General features: G+C 72.2%; 13 protein-coding genes, 2 pseudogenes and 1 riboswitch. Of the genes and pseudogenes, 6 read left to right on the forward strand and 9 right to left on the reverse strand.

Annotated elements, in window-relative coordinates:
• Positions 1-22 precede the first annotated feature (22 nt).
• Positions 23-1306 carry a threonine synthase gene (gene thrC / locus CPH93_RS13795; protein WP_006603860.1) on the reverse strand — a complete coding sequence of 428 codons (1284 nt, stop codon included), beginning with the start codon at positions 1304-1306 and terminating at the stop codon, positions 23-25.
• Between the two features lie 17 nt (positions 1307-1323).
• A riboswitch (SAM riboswitch) is annotated at positions 1324-1485 on the reverse strand.
• Positions 1486-1654: 169 nt separating this feature from the next.
• On the opposite strand from thrC, the gene CPH93_RS13800 reads away from it, so the two are divergent.
• The gene (locus CPH93_RS13800; RefSeq protein ID WP_096213025.1) at positions 1655-2617 is read left to right on the forward strand and encodes a glucosyl-3-phosphoglycerate synthase; all 963 of its coding nucleotides are present in this window, start codon (positions 1655-1657) and stop codon (positions 2615-2617) included.
• Positions 2618-2621: 4 nt separating this feature from the next.
• Here CPH93_RS13800 and CPH93_RS13805 read toward each other — a convergent pair.
• Positions 2622-3377: pseudogene (locus tag CPH93_RS13805) on the reverse strand (GntR family transcriptional regulator).
• A gap of 212 nt (positions 3378-3589) precedes the next feature.
• Between CPH93_RS13805 and CPH93_RS13810 the strand changes: the two are divergent.
• On the forward strand, positions 3590-5083 hold the full coding sequence (locus CPH93_RS13810) for an alpha,alpha-trehalose-phosphate synthase (UDP-forming) (RefSeq protein WP_093649095.1): 1494 nt from the start codon (positions 3590-3592) through the stop codon (positions 5081-5083).
• A gap of 133 nt (positions 5084-5216) precedes the next feature.
• Here CPH93_RS13810 and otsB read toward each other — a convergent pair whose 3' ends face one another.
• The 3 genes from otsB to CPH93_RS13825 form a co-directional block, all read right to left on the reverse strand.
• On the reverse strand, positions 5217-6134 hold the full coding sequence (gene otsB / locus CPH93_RS13815) for a trehalose-phosphatase (protein WP_096213026.1): 918 nt from the start codon (positions 6132-6134) through the stop codon (positions 5217-5219).
• A 142-nt stretch (positions 6135-6276) separates the two neighbouring features.
• Positions 6277-6579 (reverse strand): DUF3263 domain-containing protein, encoded by a 303-nt coding sequence (locus CPH93_RS13820; protein ID WP_096213027.1) that lies wholly within the window; start codon positions 6577-6579, stop codon positions 6277-6279.
• Positions 6580-6661: 82 nt separating this feature from the next.
• Positions 6662-7927, reverse strand: a complete 1266-nt coding sequence (locus CPH93_RS13825) for an ABC transporter substrate-binding protein (RefSeq protein ID WP_173909809.1) — start codon at positions 7925-7927, stop codon at positions 6662-6664.
• A gap of 242 nt (positions 7928-8169) precedes the next feature.
• Here CPH93_RS13825 and CPH93_RS13830 point away from each other — a divergent pair, with 242 nt between their 5' ends.
• Positions 8170-9135, forward strand: a complete 966-nt coding sequence (locus CPH93_RS13830) for an ROK family protein (protein WP_093484625.1) — start codon at positions 8170-8172, stop codon at positions 9133-9135.
• Complete coding sequence (gene nagA / locus CPH93_RS13835; protein ID WP_093484624.1) at positions 9135-10358, forward strand: N-acetylglucosamine-6-phosphate deacetylase; 1224 nt, start codon at positions 9135-9137, stop codon at positions 10356-10358. The genes CPH93_RS13830 and nagA overlap by 1 nt, the downstream gene beginning before the upstream one ends.
• On the opposite strand, the pseudogene CPH93_RS13840 reads toward nagA, so the two are convergent.
• A pseudogene (locus CPH93_RS13840) lies at positions 10315-10560 on the reverse strand (helix-turn-helix domain-containing protein); the annotation flags it as partial. The gene nagA and the pseudogene CPH93_RS13840 sit on opposite strands and share 44 nt — an antisense overlap.
• 352 nt (positions 10561-10912) lie before the next feature.
• On the opposite strand from CPH93_RS13840, the gene CPH93_RS13845 reads away from it, so the two are divergent.
• Positions 10913-11839 carry a 1-phosphofructokinase family hexose kinase gene (locus CPH93_RS13845; RefSeq protein ID WP_096213028.1) on the forward strand — a complete coding sequence of 309 codons (927 nt, stop codon included), beginning with the start codon at positions 10913-10915 and terminating at the stop codon, positions 11837-11839.
• A 49-nt stretch (positions 11840-11888) separates the two neighbouring features.
• Here the strand turns inward: CPH93_RS13845 and CPH93_RS13850 are convergent, their stop codons facing one another.
• The 3 genes from CPH93_RS13850 to cdgB form a co-directional block, all read right to left on the reverse strand.
• On the reverse strand, positions 11889-12224 hold the full coding sequence (locus tag CPH93_RS13850; protein ID WP_096213029.1) for a peptidase inhibitor family I36 protein: 336 nt from the start codon (positions 12222-12224) through the stop codon (positions 11889-11891).
• A gap of 119 nt (positions 12225-12343) precedes the next feature.
• Positions 12344-13261, reverse strand: coding sequence for a CBM35 domain-containing protein (locus tag CPH93_RS13855; protein WP_096213030.1), 918 nt, complete (start codon positions 13259-13261; stop codon positions 12344-12346).
• 272 nt (positions 13262-13533) lie between these two features.
• Positions 13534-15201 carry a diguanylate cyclase CdgB gene (gene cdgB / locus CPH93_RS13860; protein ID WP_093484620.1) on the reverse strand — a complete coding sequence of 556 codons (1668 nt, stop codon included), beginning with the start codon at positions 15199-15201 and terminating at the stop codon, positions 13534-13536.
• 427 nt (positions 15202-15628) lie between these two features.
• On the opposite strand from cdgB, the gene CPH93_RS13865 reads away from it, so the two are divergent.
• Positions 15629-16129, forward strand: coding sequence for a flavin reductase family protein (locus CPH93_RS13865; RefSeq protein WP_040898661.1), 501 nt, complete (start codon positions 15629-15631; stop codon positions 16127-16129).
• Positions 16130-16199: the final 70 nt, after the last annotated feature.

Consider the following 16199-nt stretch of genomic DNA (forward strand, 5'->3'; position numbering starts at 1 on the left):
GTCCGCGGACGGGCCGACGGCCTCAGCCGGCCAGGCCGGCCGCGCGGAACGCGTCCAGGTCCGGGCGGATCGTGGCCGTGGGCCCGGAGGTCGGGGCGACCGCGTCCAGGGTCTTGAGGCCGTCACCGGTGTTGAGGACGACGGTGGTCAGGGACGGGTCGAGCAGGCCGTCCTCGATCAGCTTCTTGGTCACGCCGACGGTCACCCCGCCCGCGGTCTCCGCGAAGATCCCCTCGGTCCGGGCCAGCAGCTTGATCGCGTCCACGATCTGCTCGTCGTTGACATCCTCCACCGCACCGCCGGTCCGGCGCGCGATGTCGAGCACGTACGGACCGTCGGCCGGGTTGCCGATCGCCAGCGACTTGGCGATGGTCTTCGGCTTCTGCGGGCGTACGACGTCGTGCCCGGCCTTGAAGGCCGTGGACACCGGCGAGCAGCCCTCCGCCTGGGCGCCGAAGATCTTGTAGGGCTTGTCCTCGACCAGGCCGAGGGCGATCAGCTCCTTGAGCCCCTTGTCGATCTTCGTCAGCTGCGAGCCGGACGCGATCGGGATGACGAGCTGGTCCGGGAGCTGCCAGCCCAGCTGCTCGCAGATCTCGTACGCGAGGGTCTTGGAACCCTCGCCGTAGTACGGACGCAGATTGACGTTGACGAAGCCCCAGCCCTCGCCCAGCGGGTCGCCGATGAGCTCCGAGCAGAAGCGGTTGACGTCGTCGTAGTTGCCCTCGATGCCGACCAGGTCACCGCCGTAGACCGCGGCCATGACGACCTTGCCGGCCTCCAGGTCGTGCGGGATGAAGACGCAGGACTTGAAACCGGCGCGGCGGGCCGCAGCGCCGACCGCACCGGCGAGGTTGCCGGTGGAGGAGCAGGAGAGGGTGGTGAAGCCGAAGGCGCGGGCGGCCTCGACGGCGATCGCCACGACGCGGTCCTTGAAGGAGTGCGTCGGGTTGCCGGAGTCGTCCTTGACGTACAGCCCGCCGGTGACGCCCAGCTCGGCGGCGAGCCGGTCGGCCTGGACGAGCTTGGTGAAGCCGGGGTTGAGATTGGGCTTGTCGGCCACGTCGGCGGGGACGGGCAGCAGCGGGGCGTAGCGCCAGATGTTGTCCGGCCCGGCCTCGATCTGCTTCCGCAGCCCCTCGGGGTCGCCGCTCGGCAGGTCGTACGCGACTTCGAGCGGCCCGAAACATTCCTGGCACGCGAAGATCGGGCCGAGCGAAAAGCGCTGTCCGCACTCACGGCAGGACAGCGCTGCGGCGGGGCCCAGAGCGACGGTGGGGGTGTTTTCGGTGACTTGCACAGCCATGGAGGCGAGGCCCTTTCTCCTCATCTTCCTCGCGACGAATCTCGCCACGAGACGGATTTGGCACCTTCCCTAGCCGGGAGCCTCGCGCGCGGGACGTATCGAGCGTCCTTGCGGCAAGACCGGCTGGAGGGTTGCCGGGGCTTCAACGGGCCGTATCCCTCTGCCCCTCTGGATGAGCGGTATGGCGCTGGGCCGAAACCCAGGCGTTTGTGGCACGGACCCCGACATGCGACGGTCATCCGCGTTGTTCAAGACTGTAACCGACGGCACTGACAGTTGAGATAGTCGTCCGAACCGCGAGATGGATCACAAGGGCCGCCCTCCGGCGGCGACCGAGGAGTCGTAGACGTGCTGGAAGAGGTGGAGCGCTGGCTGCGCGGCCGTTCCTGGTCCGCCGCGGACCGCCCGCTGGAGCAGCTGCTGGAGGCCAAGCGCCAGACGGGCCGGACGGTCAGCGTCGTCCTGCCCGCGCTCGACGAGGAGGCCACGGTCGGCGCGATTGTGACCACGATCCGTGACACGCTGATGACGGACGCGGCCGGGCTGGTCGACGAGCTGGTGGTGCTGGACTCCGGCTCCACCGACCGCACCGCCGAGGTCGCGGCGGCGGCCGGCGCCCGGGTGGTGCACCGCGACAGCATCCTCCCGCGACTGCCCGCCCTCCCCGGCAAGGGCGAGGTGCTGTGGCGTTCCCTCCTGGCCACGACCGGCGACATCATCTGCTTCATCGACGCCGACCTGCGCGAATTCTCCGCCACCTTCGTCTCCGGGATCGTCGGCCCGCTGCTGACCGACCCGGACATCCAGTTCGTCAAGGCGATGTACGACCGCCCCCTGGAGACCGGCCCCGGCGGCATCGACGCCGGCCAGGGCGGCCGGGTCACCGAGCTGGTCGCCCGCCCGCTCCTCAACCTCCACTGGCCCCAGCTGGCCGGCTTCGTCCAGCCCCTCGGCGGCGAGTACGCGGCCCGCCGCTCCCTCCTGGAACGCCTCCCCTTCCCCGTCGGCTACGGCGTCGAACTCGGCCTGCTCGTCGACGCCCTGCACACCGTCGGCCTCGACGCCCTGGCCCAGGTGGACGTCGGCGTCCGCAAGCACCGCCACCAGGACGGCCAGGCCCTGGGCCGAATGGCCGCCGCGATCTACCGCACCGCCCAACTACGCCTGACCCGCGGCCACTTGGTCCGCCCCCGCCTCACCCAGTTCGACCGCGGCGACCAGGGCTTCATCCCACGCACCACGGACGTGGACACCGAGGAACGCCCCCCGATGACCGAAATCCCGGAGTACGCGGCGCGCCGGGCGGCGTGAGGGCTCAGGCGTCGAAGTCGTACTCCAGCACGTAGGCCGAGGCGTCCAGGATCATCTCGTTGACCTCCACCGTGCGTCCGTCGTGAGCCATGGCCGTGCGGCTGATGAGGATGACGGGCGTGCCCGCCGGAAGGCGCAGCCGGTCGGCTTCCTCCGGCGCCGGCATGCGCGAGCGCACCTCCTCGCGGAAACGAGCGGGAGCCGCACCCAGCTCGGCGAGCCGGGCGTACACGCCGCCGGCCCCGGTGCCCGGCTGCGTGATCGCCGAGCCCGCGACCAGATCAGCGGGGAGGTAGGAGGTGGAGAGCAGCACCGGCTTGCCGTCGAGCACGAACCGGCGGCGCCGCACGGTGACCGCGTCTCCGGGCGCGAGATCCAGCCGCGCCGCGACGGCGTCCGTCGCCGGCTCCTCGCCGACGGTGACCCCGTCCACCACCAGATCACGGTCCGCGACGTCGGCCGCCCAGACGGACCGCCCGTCACCCCACTGTTCCCGAGCCAGGCGCGGCACTCCGCGGCGCCGGACCGGCTGGAAGTCCCGCACGAAAACGCCGGCGCCCTTGCGTGCCTCGGCGAGCCCCTCGGAGGTGAGGACGCCGAGCGCCTGACGCGCCGTCATCCGCGCCACGCCGTGCCGGTCCATCAGCTCGTTCTCTCCGGGCAGCCGGTCACCGGGCCGGTACTCCCCCGCCGCGATCGCCTACTTCAGCGCGTCGGCGATCCGGCGGTACTTGGGCGACGAGCTCTCCTGTGCGGCCATGGCGACGCATCCCTCCTGGCGATCTCTAGACATCCTAGAGATCTGTTCGAGTGCCACGAGGCCTCTCTGCCCTCCAACATCTCTAGAGACCGCATGGACGCTCCGCGAACCGTTGAGCGCGCCCGGAGACGGCTGAGGGACCCGCCCCGCTCCCCGAGCCCTTGGCCGCTTCCATGCGTTTGCGGGGATCTGTGGCGGGTTACTGTCGCGACATGGTGTCCGAGCGCAGTGCGGTGCAAGCAGGTGCCGAGGTTCTTGTCGCGTCCAATCGTGGGCCGGTCTCCTACAGCCTGGGGGAGGACGGGACGCTCACCGCCAAGCGGGGTGGGGGCGGGCTGGTGTCGGGGTTGTCGGCGATCGGGCCCGAGACGGATGCGGTGTGGGTGTGTGCGGCGCTCGGCGGCGGTGACCGGGAGGCCGTGCGGCGGACGGGTGGTGCGCTGGAGCCGGGCGACACCGGTGGACAGCGTGTCCGGATGCTGGACATCCCGGCCGAGGTGTATGCCGCCGCCTACAACGGCGTCGCGAACTCCGTGCTGTGGTTCGTCCACCACATGCTCTACCAGACACCGCTGGAACCGGTCTTCGGTGCGGAGTTCCGGGCACAGTGGGCGGCGTACGAGACGTACAACGCGGCCTTCGCCGACGCGCTGGCCGACGGCGCGGCTCCCGGCGCGGCCGTTCTCGTCCAGGACTACCACCTGGCGCTGGTGCCCGGCATGCTCCGCGAGCGCCGCCCCGACCTGCGCATCGCGCACTTCTCGCACACGCCGTGGGCCCCCGCCGAGTACTTCGCGATGCTCCCCGACGACATCCAGCGGCAGCTGGCGCTGGGCATCCTCGGTGCGGACCGGGCGAACTTCCTCACCCACCGGTGGGCCGAGAACTTCCTGGCCTGCGCCGAGACCGGGCTCGGCGGGCAGTGCGAGCGCGTACGGCCGGAGGACGGGCCGCCCGGCCTCGTCGCGCTCGTCCCGGAGCGCAAGGCGCACACGACGTGGATCGGCGTCCACGGGCTCGGCGCCGACGCCGATTTCCTGCGGGAGCGCGCGCACCGCCCCGACGTCGAGGAGCGGATGACGGCGCTGCGCGCACAGATCGGCGGGCGGGACCGCAAGACCGTGGTCCGCGTGGACCGTACGGAGCTCTCCAAGAACATCGTGCGGGGCCTGCTCGCCTACCGGCAGCTTCTCGCCGACCGCCCCGAGTGGCGCGAGCGGGTCGTGCACATCGCCTTCGCCTATCCCTCGCGGCAGGATCTCGCCGTCTACCGCGAGTACACCGCGGAGGTCGAGCAGGTGGCCGGGGCCGTCAACGCCGAGTTCGGGACGGCGGATTGGCAGCCCGTCGTGCTGCACGTCAAGGACGATTTCGCCCGCTCGCTGGCCGCCTACCGGCTCGCGGACGTGGCGCTCGTCAACCCGATCAGGGACGGGATGAACCTGGTCGCCAAGGAGATCCCGGTGGTGTCGGACGCCGGCTGCGCGCTGGTGCTGTCGCGGGAGGCGGGCGCGCACGAGGAACTCGGCGCGCATGCGCTGACCGTCAATCCGTACGACGTCATGGGGACCGCCGAGGCGCTGCACGAGGCGCTGTCGATGGACGACGCCGAGCGCGCGGCGCGCACCGAACGACTGGCCGCGGCGGCCACCGCGCTGCCGCCCGCCCGGTGGTTCCTGGACCAGCTGCGGGAACTGGGCGGCTGATCCGGGGAGTTCGGGCGACTGATCCGCGGGCTTCGGGTGGCTGGTCCGTGGGCTTGGTGTGGCTGATCCGCGGGATCCGGGCGCCGTGTCAGCGCCGGTGAACGGCGCGCCCGCCGCTAGGGGGCGCCCGCCACTACGGGCTGTCCGCCCCGCCCGCGTCAAGCCGGGCCGCCAGGGCGCCGAGCAGGCCGACGACTCCGGCCGGGCCGTCGACCACCAGGTCGGCGCGCTCGGCCAGTTCGGCGACCTCGTTGCTGCCGCTGCAGACCAGGACGCCGGTCAGCCCGTCGGAGCGGAGTTTCTCGACGGCCGCGAAGGCGGCCAGGTCGCCGAGGTCGTCGCCGGCGTAGAGGACGGTGGCGGCGCCGGTCTCCCGGACCCAGTCGGCGAGCGCGACGCCCTTGTCCATGCCCGGCGGGCGGAGTTCCAGGACCAGCCGGCCGGGTTCGACGATCAGGCCGTGGCGTTCGGCGAGGGCGGCGAGCGGGGCGCGCAGCCGGTCGAAGGCGCCCTGCGGGTCGGTGGCGCGGCGGGTGTGGACGGCGATGGCGCGGCCGCCCTTGCGCTCGATGGCGGTCTCGACCCAGGTGCCGTGCCAGACCCCGGAGGAGTCCAGGACGCCGGGGAGTTCGGCCTGTATGGCGGCGACGCCGGGGTGTGGCGGCGGGGCGTGGACGGTGCCGGTGGCCGCCTCCCAGCGCTCGGCGCCGTAGTGGCCGAGGACGGTGAGGTGGTCCAGGCCGGGGACGTCCGCGAAGCCCCCGAGGCGGACCGCGACGGTGGCCGGGCGGCCGGTGATCACCACGGCGGCGCGCAGCCGGGGCACCAGACGGCCCAGCGCCGCGACGGCACCGGCATGGGCCCGGGCCTTCTCCGGGTCGGGGACGATCTCGGCGAGGGTGCCGTCGAAGTCGAGGGCGATGACGGCGCGTTCCGGGTGGGCCAGCAGCGCGGCGAGGCCGTCGCGGCCGGCGGGGGTGTGCGGGGTCGGCACGGACCCCGGTTCGGGGGTCGGCTGGGAGTGCGGCGCGGCGTTCGGGGGGCTGCCCATGCGCCGACCTTACCGGCGTGCGGCGGGCGCCGGGGGTACCTCGCGACGAGAGCTGGGGAGGGCGTACGGGGGCACCGCGGCGGCGGGCGCGGAAGGCCTCGCCCCCCGCGGCAGGCATCGCCGTCAGCGGCAGTCGTCCCCGTCAGCGGCGCGTGCGACGGGCGTCGCGTATGCGGCGCAGGCGGTTGACCGTGACGGGGTCGTGGGCGAGCGCGCGGGGGTCGTCCAGCAGGGCGTTGAGGAGCTGGTAGTAGCGGGTCGGGGAGATGCCGAGCTGTTCGCGGATGGCGCGCTCCTTGGGGCCGGGGCCCGGCCAGGAGCGGCGCTCGACGGCGAGTACCGCTTCGTCCCGGGCGGTGAGCTGCGGGGAGCCCTCGTCGGGCCCGGGCCCGACGGGCTCTCGCTCGCCGCCCGGGCCGCCCGTCTCCGCCGTGGCGCCCGTCATCACGCTCCCACGATAAGCGCACCGTCGGACAACGCCCGGCCCGCCGCCGCGGGGGACGGCTGCCGGCGCCGCCCGCGCCTGGTCATTCGGCGGCGCTGTCGGCCGCGTCCGCGGTGTTCTGGATGTCGGTGAGCACCCCGGACGGGTTGCCGTTCGGGTGGACCGCGGCGCCCATCTTCGCCTTGACGGTCTTGGAGATCAGCGGCCAGGAGGTCTTGTTCGCCGGGTAGAACTCGGCGTTGGCGAGCTGCTTGAGGAAGCCGTGCAGCTTGGCGTACTTGTCGTCGTTCTGCATCGCCTGGGAGGCGGAGGTGGTGACGGGCAGCAGGCCGTATTCGCCGGAGAACTTCTCGACGTTCTTGTCGCTGTAGACGTAGTCCAGGAACTTGCCGGCCTCGGCGCGGTGGCCGTTCCGCTTGAACGCCATCATCCAGTCGGCGACGCCCATGGTGGCCTTGGCCTTGCCCTTGGTGCCGGGCAGCTCGACGGTGCCGTAGTCGATGCCCTTGGCCTCGGCCTGCTTCATCAGCGTGGGGTGGCCGTTGAGCATGCCGACGTCGCCGTCGGCGAATCCCTGGAACGCCGCCGCGCGGTTGAGCTTGGCGGGGTCGGCGCCGGTCAGGCCCTTGCCGACGAGGTTGTCCTTGAGCCAGGTGAGGGTCCGGACGTTCTCCGGCGAATCGATCGTGTACTTGCCGATGCTGTCGGTGTAGCCGCCGCCCCCGCTGAGCATCCATATCAGGGTCTCGGCCTGGGTCTCCTCCGGGCCGAGCGGCAGCGCGAACGGCATCTTGACGCCGTGTGCCTTCAGCAACTGGGCATCGTGGGCGATGTCGTTCCAGTTCTGCGGCGGGGCGGTGATGCCGGCCTGGGCGAACAGCTTCTTGTTGTAGAAGAGCCGCCGGGTGCTGGCGCCGAACGGCAGGCCGTACTGGACGCGCTTGTATTCGCCGGCCTCCTCCAGGGAGGGGGTGAAGTTGGCCTGGGTGGGGATGGAGAGCAGCTGGTCGGCGCTGTAGAGCTTGCCCTTGGCGGCGTAGTCGGCGTAGGCGCCGATCTGTGCGAGGTCCGGGGCGTGGCCGGAGTCGACCATGTCCGCGACCTTCTTGTCGACGTCCGTCCAGCTGTAGACGTGGACGTCGATCTTGATCCCGGGGTGCTTCTTCTCGAAGCCGCGGGCGAGCTGGTCCCAGTACTGCTGGGAGCCGTTGGACTTGCCGTGGCCGTAGTCCGCCGCGACCAGTTGGAGGGTGACGTCGCCGCCGGAGCCGCTGCCGCATCCGGTGAGTGTCATCGTCATGGTGGTGGCGATTGCCGCTGCCGTCAGGCCCAAGTACCGCCGCTGCACTGCTGTTCCGCCTTTTGTTCTGAATTCCGCGCTTGCCGGGCCCTCGCCCGTTTGCCGGAGGGGTGTCCCTCATACGGCATGAAGTACGAGTCTCTCCCGAGCCCTTTACAAGGTCTACACCACCCCCCTCCTTCTCCTTCCACGCCGGCTTCCGGGCGGGCGGCCGGGCGCGATCCGGCCGGGTGCGATCCGTCCGGCGAGTGGACTAGACCTTTCACGTCGGATCGCGCGAAACTGTTCCCGTGAGACACGTCATCGCCCTTGATGTGGGCGGCACCGGGATGAAGGCCGCCCTCGTGGGGGTGGACACGGCGACCAGCGGGGAGACCTCCGCCGGCCGGCCCGTGCTGCTCCACGAGGCACGGCGCCCCACCGGCCGCGAGCGCGGCCCCGACGCGGTCGTCGAGACCATCCTCGGCTTCGCCGCCGAGCTCCGTGACCTGGGCACGGCCCGTTACGGCGCCCCCGCCGCGGCCGCCGGCGTCGCGGTGCCCGGCATCGTCGACGAGCGGGCCGGCCAGGCCGTCTACGCCTCGAACCTCGGCTGGCGGGACGTCCCGCTGCGGGCGCTGCTGTCCGAACGGCTGGGCGGGGTGCCGGTCGCCCTGGGCCATGACGTCCGCTGCGGCGGGCTGGCCGAGGGCCGGATCGGGGCCGGCCGGGACGCCGACCGGTTCCTGTTCGTCCCGCTGGGCACCGGGATCGCGGGCGCCATCGGCATCGGCGGGCGGATCGAGGCCGGGGCGCACGGCAGCGCGGGCGAGATCGGCCACATCGTCGTACGGCCCGGCGGGCTGGAGTGCGGCTGCGGTCAGCGCGGCTGTCTGGAGACGGTGGCCTCGGCCGCCGCGGTGGGCCGGGACTGGGCGGCGGCCTGCGGGGATCCGCTGGCCGGCGCGGCGGACGCGGCCAAGGCCGTGGCGTCCGGCGACGAGCAGGCCCGCGCCGTGTGGCAGCGCGCCGTCGACGCCCTCGCCGACGGTCTGGTCACCGCGCTCACCCTGCTCGACCCGCAGACTCTGATCATCGGCGGCGGGCTCGCCGAGGCCGGCGACACCCTGTTCGCCCCGCTGCGGGAGGCCGTCCGCCGGCGCGTGACGTTCCAGCGGCTCCCCTCGATCGTTCCGGCGGCCCTGGGGGACGCCGCCGGGTGCCTGGGCGCAGGGCTTCTCGCCCGGGATCTTCTCTCCACGGAGGTAACCGCCTGATGGCTCAGCAACAGTCCGTGCAGCGGCCCTCGGACGCCGGGCGTACCGTCCTGGCCGGTGCCCGTATCGCCCGGCCGTCCGGCGTCGTCGAGCGCGGCCGGATCGCCGTCGAGGGCGGCCGGATCGCCGCGGTCCGCAGCCGTGACGCCGACCGCGGCCAGGAAGGGGACGAGGGCGCCGCGGGCGAGACCATGGACCTCTCGGGCCATCTCATCGTCCCCGGCTTCGTGGACATGCACGTCCACGGCGGAGGCGGCGGCTCCTTCTCGTCCGCCGACCCCGAGGAGTGCCTCGCGGTGATCGGCACCCACCGCCGGCACGGCACCACGTCGATGGTCGCCTCCACCGTCACCGGCGAGCTGGCCGACCTGGCCCGGCAGGCCGCGGTGCTCGCCGAACTGGTCCAGCAGGGCGAGCTGGCCGGCATCCACTTCGAGGGCCCGTTCATCTCCCCGCACCGCTGCGGCGCCCACCAGCCGGAGCTGCTGCGCGACCCGGACCCGGCCGAGGTCCGCCGGCTGCTCGACGCCGCGCACGGCACCGCGGCCATGATGACCGTCGCGCCCGAACTCCCCGGCGGCCTGGACTCCGTACGCCTGCTGGCCGACGCCGGGGTGATCGCCGCCGTCGGCCACACAGACTCCTCCTACGACGCCACCCGCCGGGCCATCGACGCGGGCGCCACCGTCGCCACCCACCTCTTCAACGCGATGCCCGCACTGGGCCACCGCGCGCCCGGCCCGGTCGCCGCGCTCCTGGAGGACGAGCGGATCACCGTCGAGCTGATCAACGACGGCACCCATCTGCACCCCTCGGTCCTGCAACTGGCGGTCCGGCAGGCGGGCGACGGGCGGGTCGCGTTCATCACCGACGCCATGGGCGCGGCCGGTATGAGCGACGGGATGTATCCGCTCGGCCCGATGCAGGTCGAGGTCACGGACGGCGTCGCGCGCATCAGCGGGGGCCCCACGGCCGGTTCGATCGCCGGTTCCACCCTCACCCTGGACCGCGCTTTCCGGCGCGCCGTCACCGTCGACGGCCTGACGGTCGACCAGGCCGTCCAGGCACTTTCGGCCACTCCGGCCCGCCTCCTGGGCATCGACGACCGGACCGGCTCCCTGAGTTACGGCAAGGACGCCGACCTGGTCGTGCTGGACGCGGCCTACGCCGTGGTGGGGGTCATGCGCCGGGGTGAGTGGCTGGTGCACCCGCAGAAGGGGTGAGCGCAGTTTCCGGCCGGGCGGCCACAGCCCGGCGCCGGTGCTCCTTGGGCGCGATCCCGTACGCGGCACGGTAGGCACGACTGAAGTCCGTCGCCCGGTGGTAGCCCCAGCGGGCGGCGATGGCGTGGACCGGCTTGCCGTGCAGCGCCGGATCGGTGAGGTCCCGGCGGGCGCCTTCGGGGCGCTGCCGGCGGATCAGCGCGGGCGTCCGCCGGAATTAGGCCGGATCGAAGGTCGCGGGCCAGACGCGCACCTCCCCAGTTCCAGGACGGTTGCCACTAAATTCTCGGCACCGGCGCTCCGTTCAGCGCCGGACCGCCGCCAGCGTGCCATCCGGGGCCTCTACGAGGATGCGCACCGAGTCCACGATTTCCTTGTCACTGAGTACCGCCGGCGGGACGGTTCAAGACCGCCCCAGAGCAGGTCGGCCGGACCGGGTCTGGGCCAACCGCCACCGGCGATGGCATGATCGCTCGCGCACTTGTCCGTATGCACCGCCGCGCGCGGTCGCCCGACGCCCGGCCGCCCGGCCATGACTGCCCGGAGGGGCGACCATGATCCTTACGGTCACGCTGAACGCCGCCCTGGACATCACCTACCGCGTTCCCCGGCTCCGTCCGCACGCCACGAACCGGATCACCGAGGTGTCCGAACGCCCCGGCGGCAAGGGCCTGAACGTCGCCCGGGTGCTGGCCGCGCTCGGCCACCGTACGGTCGCCACCGGCTTCGCGGGCGGCGGCACCGGCGAGGCGCTGCGCGCCCTGCTCGCGGAGACCGCGGTCACCGACGCGCTGGTCCCGGTCGGCGGCGCCACCCGCCGCACCGTCGCCGTCGCCGACACGGCCACCGGGGACACCACCCAGCTCAACGAGCCAGGCCCGGTCGTCACCCCCGCCGAATGGGACGCCTTCCTCGGCACCTACCGCGAACTTCTGGGCGAGGCACAGGCGGTGGCGCTGTGCGGCAGCCTGCCGCCGGGCGTCCCGGTGGACGTCTACGCCCGGCTCACCCGGGCCGCGCGCAGCGCCGGCGTCCCGGTCCTGCTGGACACCAGCGGCGAACCGCTGCGCCGGGGCCTGGCCGCCCGGCCCGACCTCGCCAAGCCCAACGCCGATGAACTCGCCGCCCTGACCGGCAGCACCGAACCGCTGCGCGCCGCCCGTGACGCCCGCCGACGCGGCGCCCATGCGGTCGCCGCCTCGCTCGGCCCGGCCGGCATGCTCGCGGTGACCGCCGCCGGCGCCTGGCAGGCCGCCCCGCCCCGGCAGATCGCCGGCAACCCGACCGGCGCCGGCGACTCAGCGGTGGCCGGCCTGCTCTCGGGGCTGGTGGAAGAACTGTCCTGGCCGGAGCGCCTGACCCGCGCGGTGGCCCTGTCCGCCGCAACCGTCCGGGCCCCGGCAGCGGGCGAGTTCGATGCGGCTACCTACGAAGAGCTGCTGCCGCGCGTGGTGGTGACGGACCATCCGGCGGCAGCGTGAGTGGGGAGGGCGGCCGGTCCTCTACGGGCGCTGCAGCCCGGCAGCGGCGTCACGGCCCCCAGACGGCGATGCTCTTGACCGGCCACGGGGTCTTGGCCGAGTAGTGCCCCTCGGTCAGGTCGAATCGCTTGCCGTAGCACCCTGTATCGCTGTAGAAGGTCACCCGGTGCCTGTTCTGATTGGACACCGACCGCACATCGCCATCGAATCCGTTGCACCCCGACGTGGGGCTGATCACTGAGTACCCGTGGCCCCCGAAGTTCGGCTGCGACCACCCGCAGATGTTGCCCTTCGGGCACTTGGCAGCGGCGTCGGCGGTTCCCGCAGTGAGCGGCAGAACGGCCAGCAGTGCGGCACCGGTCAGCGCTAAGGCGCGCATCTTCATACGTAATCTCCCCTGAACAGGTGGACGTTTGTGATCAGTCGACCATGATCAAGGGGAGCACGGCAACCAACATTCGGGCGGGGACGAACCCCCCTGGCCTCCGAAGTGGCAGTCGCCGCCTACGGCTTGGCCCCGCCCCGCTGCAGCCACACCTGATCCAGGTTGGCGTTGCACTGGTTGCCCTGCCCGCAGGAAATCTCGATGGTGTTGGTGCCCTTGTTCAGGGTGACGGGTGCCCAGGTGGTCTGCCAGCCCTTCTCCCAGTCACCCTTCGGCGAGTGGATGAAGTTCTTCAGGCCGAGCGGCTGAGCGTTGGGCTTGCCATTGACCGCCAGCGTCGCATTGGCGTCCTCGCCCGGGATGCCGTAGCGCACGTACAGCCGGTAATCGCCCGCTTGCGGCGCATCCGCCTTCCACTGCACCTTCGCCCCGACCTGATTGAAACCGGCGACGTACGTACCGCTCGCCGAATGGGAGCCCTGAATGTCCGTGGCGGCCCCTGCCCCGCCGTCCAGACGCAAGCTGGCCGCATCTTCCTTGGGCAGCGCACCCGGCTTCGTCTTGCCGGTCTTCTTACCGTTGGGCTTGACCGAATCACCGGCCGTGGGGCCCTGCTTGCCGGCCTCGCCGGCCTTGGATTCGTTGCCGTTGTTGAGCATCGCCACGCCGATGCCTATGCAGACCACCGCGACCACCGAAACCGCGCCTATCAGCAGGCCGTTGCGGTTGCGGCGCGGCTCGGGGCCGTCCGGGGCCGGGGCGCTGCGCGTGCGGTCGCCGCCGGGGAGGGTCTCCGGCGCGGCGTAGTGGGCGTTCTGCTGCCCGTACGTCGTCGGCTGCTGCGGCTGCTGGCCGTACTGGCGCTCGCCGACCGCGCGCACCTGGTTGTAGGACGTCCGCGGAATGCCCGGCTGCCGCGTCGGCGCACCGGTGCCCGCCGAGCCCGGTGCGCCGCCCTCGCCGCCTTCCGAGCGGTAGAGATAGGCGAACGGGTCGTCGTTCTCCGGCGTGTCCGCGCCGTTGTTGCCGGCCGTCATTCCGTGTCACTCCCAAGCGGTCTGTGTGCGCGTCTGTCATGCGTGTCTACGCGTCCGCAGGCATCTGCTGCGTGAACTGTCTTCAGGGCCCCCGGCGGCGCCGCGCCGCATCGGCGCAGCCTACCCCGTCGACACGCCCGCACACCGGGCCCGGAGGGGCACAAGATCGCTACGGATCGGTGAATAGCTGGTGCAGACGCCGAGCGCGGCGGGTGTGAGATACGCGGCATCCGGCCCGGCCGACGCGGTACGCGCCCGGCGGCGGGCGCCGCTCAGCCCGCGGCGCGCCGGTTCGTCTTCGAGCGCGAGCGCTTCTCGACGTACATCCGCTGGTCGGCCGACTCCAGCACTTCCTCAGCCGTCATCCCGCAGCTCGCCCAGCCGATGCCGAAACTGGCGCCCACCCGCACCGCCCGGCCCTCCACCCGGATCGGCGGGATGATCGCGTTGCGCAGCCGCACCGCGAGGTCCTGGGCATCGGCCGTGCCGAGGCCGTCGGCGAGCACCACGAATTCATCGCCGCCGAGCCGGGCGACCGTATCGCCGTCCCGGACGCCGCTGGTCAGCCGGCGGGCGACCTCTATCAGCACGGCGTCGCCGGTGTTGTGGCCGAAGCGGTCGTTGATCGATTTGAAGCCGTCGAGGTCGCAGAAGAGCACCGCGAGCCCCTTGGAGCCGTCGTCGGCCGGCCCGTCCGCGGGGGCGACGAGATGGACATGGTGGTCGAACGGCGCCGGGGCGTTGCCCTCGAAACCGTCGATCCCCTCGAACGGCTCCTTGCCGTCGGTCCGGAAGCCGTGCGGATCGGAGCCGGGGCCGCCCGCGGAGGCGTAGGCGTCGGCCATCGAGCCCGGCGGGCGGGAGCACAGCCTGGCGCCGAGCCGGGCCCGCAGCTCGGCGCTGTTGGGCAGCCCGGTCAGCGAATCGTGGCTGGCGCGGTGGGCGAGCTGCAGCTCGTGCCGCTTGCGCTCCTCGATGTCCTCGACGTGGGTGAGCAGGAACCGGGGGCCGTCGGCGGTGTCGGCGACGACGGAGTTGCGCAGCGAGACCCACACATAGGTGCCGTCCCGGCGGGCCAGCCGCAGCTCGGCGCGGCCGCCCTCGGCGGAGGTGCGCAGCAGGGTGCCGATGTCCTCGGGGTGGACGAGGTCGGAGAAGGAGTAGCGGCGCATCCCGGACGCCGGGCGGCCCAGCAGCCGGCACAGCGCGTCATTGGTGCGCAGCAGCCGTCCGTGCTGGTCACCGCCCATTTCGGCGACGGCCATCCCGCTCGGCGCATACTCGAACGCCTGCCGGAAGCTCTCCTCGCTGGCCCGCAGCGCCTGCTGCTCGCGCTCCAGCCGGACCAGCGCCCGCTGCATGTTCGCCCGCAGCCGGGCGTTGCTGATGGCGATCGCGGACTGGAAGGCGTACATCTGCAGGGCTTCCTGGCCCCAGGCGCCGGGCCGCCGGCCGTTGCGCGGCCGGTCGACGGAGATCACCCCGAGCAGCTCGCCGCCGCCGTTGGCCGCGGTGTACATGGGCGCGAAGAGGCGGTCCATGGAGTGCCACTCGTCGGGGAACCGGGGCGCGGGTCCGGCCGTGTGCCATTGCGGTACGTCGTCGTCATCGAGCACCCAGCCCTCGGTGTGCGGGATGAAGATGAGGTCGCCCCAGCGCTCGCCCATGGACAGCCGGCGGTCCCAGGCGGCCCGGGAGCCGACGCGTCCGGCCATCAGCGCCTCGGCGCCCGCGCTGCCGGCGACCGCGGCGACGACGAGATCGCCGTCGGGGCGGACGAGATTGACGGCGGCCAGCTCGAAGCCGAGTCCGGTGATCGCGCCATCGGCGACGGTCTGCAACGTGTCCGCGAGGCTACGTGCGGTATTCAGCTCCGCGACCACTTGATGAAGCTGCCGCAGGGTCGCAAGGCGGACGTATGGCTCCGACTCGGTCTCCATCGTTCGCTCTCCCTGAGACCTCGACAGCAAACTCCACGATTCTTTGTCGTCCGATTCCACGCTCACTGAATCACAGTGAGCTGTTCACTCGGTACACAGGGTCAACAATTAGGGCCTGCTGTGACTCAAGTCACAGACCGTGAAGGACGGTTGGCGATCTTCCATATAACCCGCAACGGGAGCTCGCCTTCACCCTTTCTACACTTCCTGAACGCAAATTCCGAGCGTTCCGGACTTCGGTCGTCAGACCTAGGACGCAAGTGGTGCGAGGGCCCGATGCGCGCCGGGGCCGGCCGAAGTTAGCGTTCATGGCGTGTTCACGAAAACCCCAGCCGATTCGACGACCGCCGGGCCCGCCGCCCTTTCCACGCCGACCGTCGCCCTCGCATCCGTGCCGGACGACGCCCCGATCCCGCATTCTGTTGGGGTGAGTGACGACGAGTTCCGTGCCGCCCTGTCCCGCCTCGCCGCCGGCGTGGTGCTGATCACCGCCCATGACCCGGACGACGGACCCCAGGGCGAGGACGTCGGCATGACCGCCACGGCGTTCCTGTCCGTCTCCCTCGATCCGCCACTCGTGATGGTGAGCGTTCGCAACGACTCGCGGATGGACGACCTGCTGGAGCTGCAGCCGCGGTGGGCCGTTTCGGTGCTCTCGGGGCATCAGCGGCAGATTGCCGGACGATTCGCGATGAAGGGCCGTATCAGCGACAGGCTCCTCTTCGCGGACATCCCGTTCGTACGGGGCGAAGTGTCCGGCGCTCCGCTCATCGACGGCGCCCTGGCGACCCTGGAGTGCCGCACCGAGCAGCGGGTCGTGGCCGGCGACCACACCCTCGTCATCGCCCGCGTCCTGGCCAGCTCGGTCTCGAGCGAGGACGACGGGCCGCTGACGTACTTCCGGGGGAAGTACCGCCAGTTGGGGTGAGGCGGGGTCGGCCTGCGGCGAGGAGGTGTCGGCAGGCGGTGGGGAGGCGTCGGGAGGCGGTGGGGAGGCG

The organism is Streptomyces sp. 2323.1 (assembly GCF_900221035.1).
In the GTDB taxonomy this organism is placed as follows: Bacteria; Actinomycetota; Actinomycetes; order Streptomycetales; family Streptomycetaceae; genus Streptomyces; species Streptomyces sioyaensis.

Excerpts from the sequence above, each read along its gene's own strand:
- CPH93_RS13845 (WP_096213028.1), top strand. The coding sequence starts at position 10,913 with ATGATCCTTACGGTCACGCTGAACGCCGCCCTGGACATCACCTACCGC.
- CPH93_RS13850 (WP_096213029.1), bottom strand. The coding sequence starts at position 12,224 with ATGAAGATGCGCGCCTTAGCGCTGACCGGTGCCGCACTGCTGGCCGTT.
- otsB (WP_096213026.1), bottom strand. The coding sequence starts at position 6,134 with ATGGGCAGCCCCCCGAACGCCGCGCCGCACTCCCAGCCGACCCCCGAA.
- CPH93_RS13855 (WP_096213030.1), bottom strand. The coding sequence starts at position 13,261 with ATGACGGCCGGCAACAACGGCGCGGACACGCCGGAGAACGACGACCCG.
- CPH93_RS13820 (WP_096213027.1), bottom strand. The coding sequence starts at position 6,579 with ATGACGGGCGCCACGGCGGAGACGGGCGGCCCGGGCGGCGAGCGAGAG.
- CPH93_RS13810 (WP_093649095.1), top strand. The coding sequence starts at position 3,590 with ATGGTGTCCGAGCGCAGTGCGGTGCAAGCAGGTGCCGAGGTTCTTGTC.
- thrC (WP_006603860.1), bottom strand. The coding sequence starts at position 1,306 with ATGGCTGTGCAAGTCACCGAAAACACCCCCACCGTCGCTCTGGGCCCC.
- nagA (WP_093484624.1), top strand. The coding sequence starts at position 9,135 with ATGGCTCAGCAACAGTCCGTGCAGCGGCCCTCGGACGCCGGGCGTACC.
- cdgB (WP_093484620.1), bottom strand. The coding sequence starts at position 15,201 with ATGGAGACCGAGTCGGAGCCATACGTCCGCCTTGCGACCCTGCGGCAG.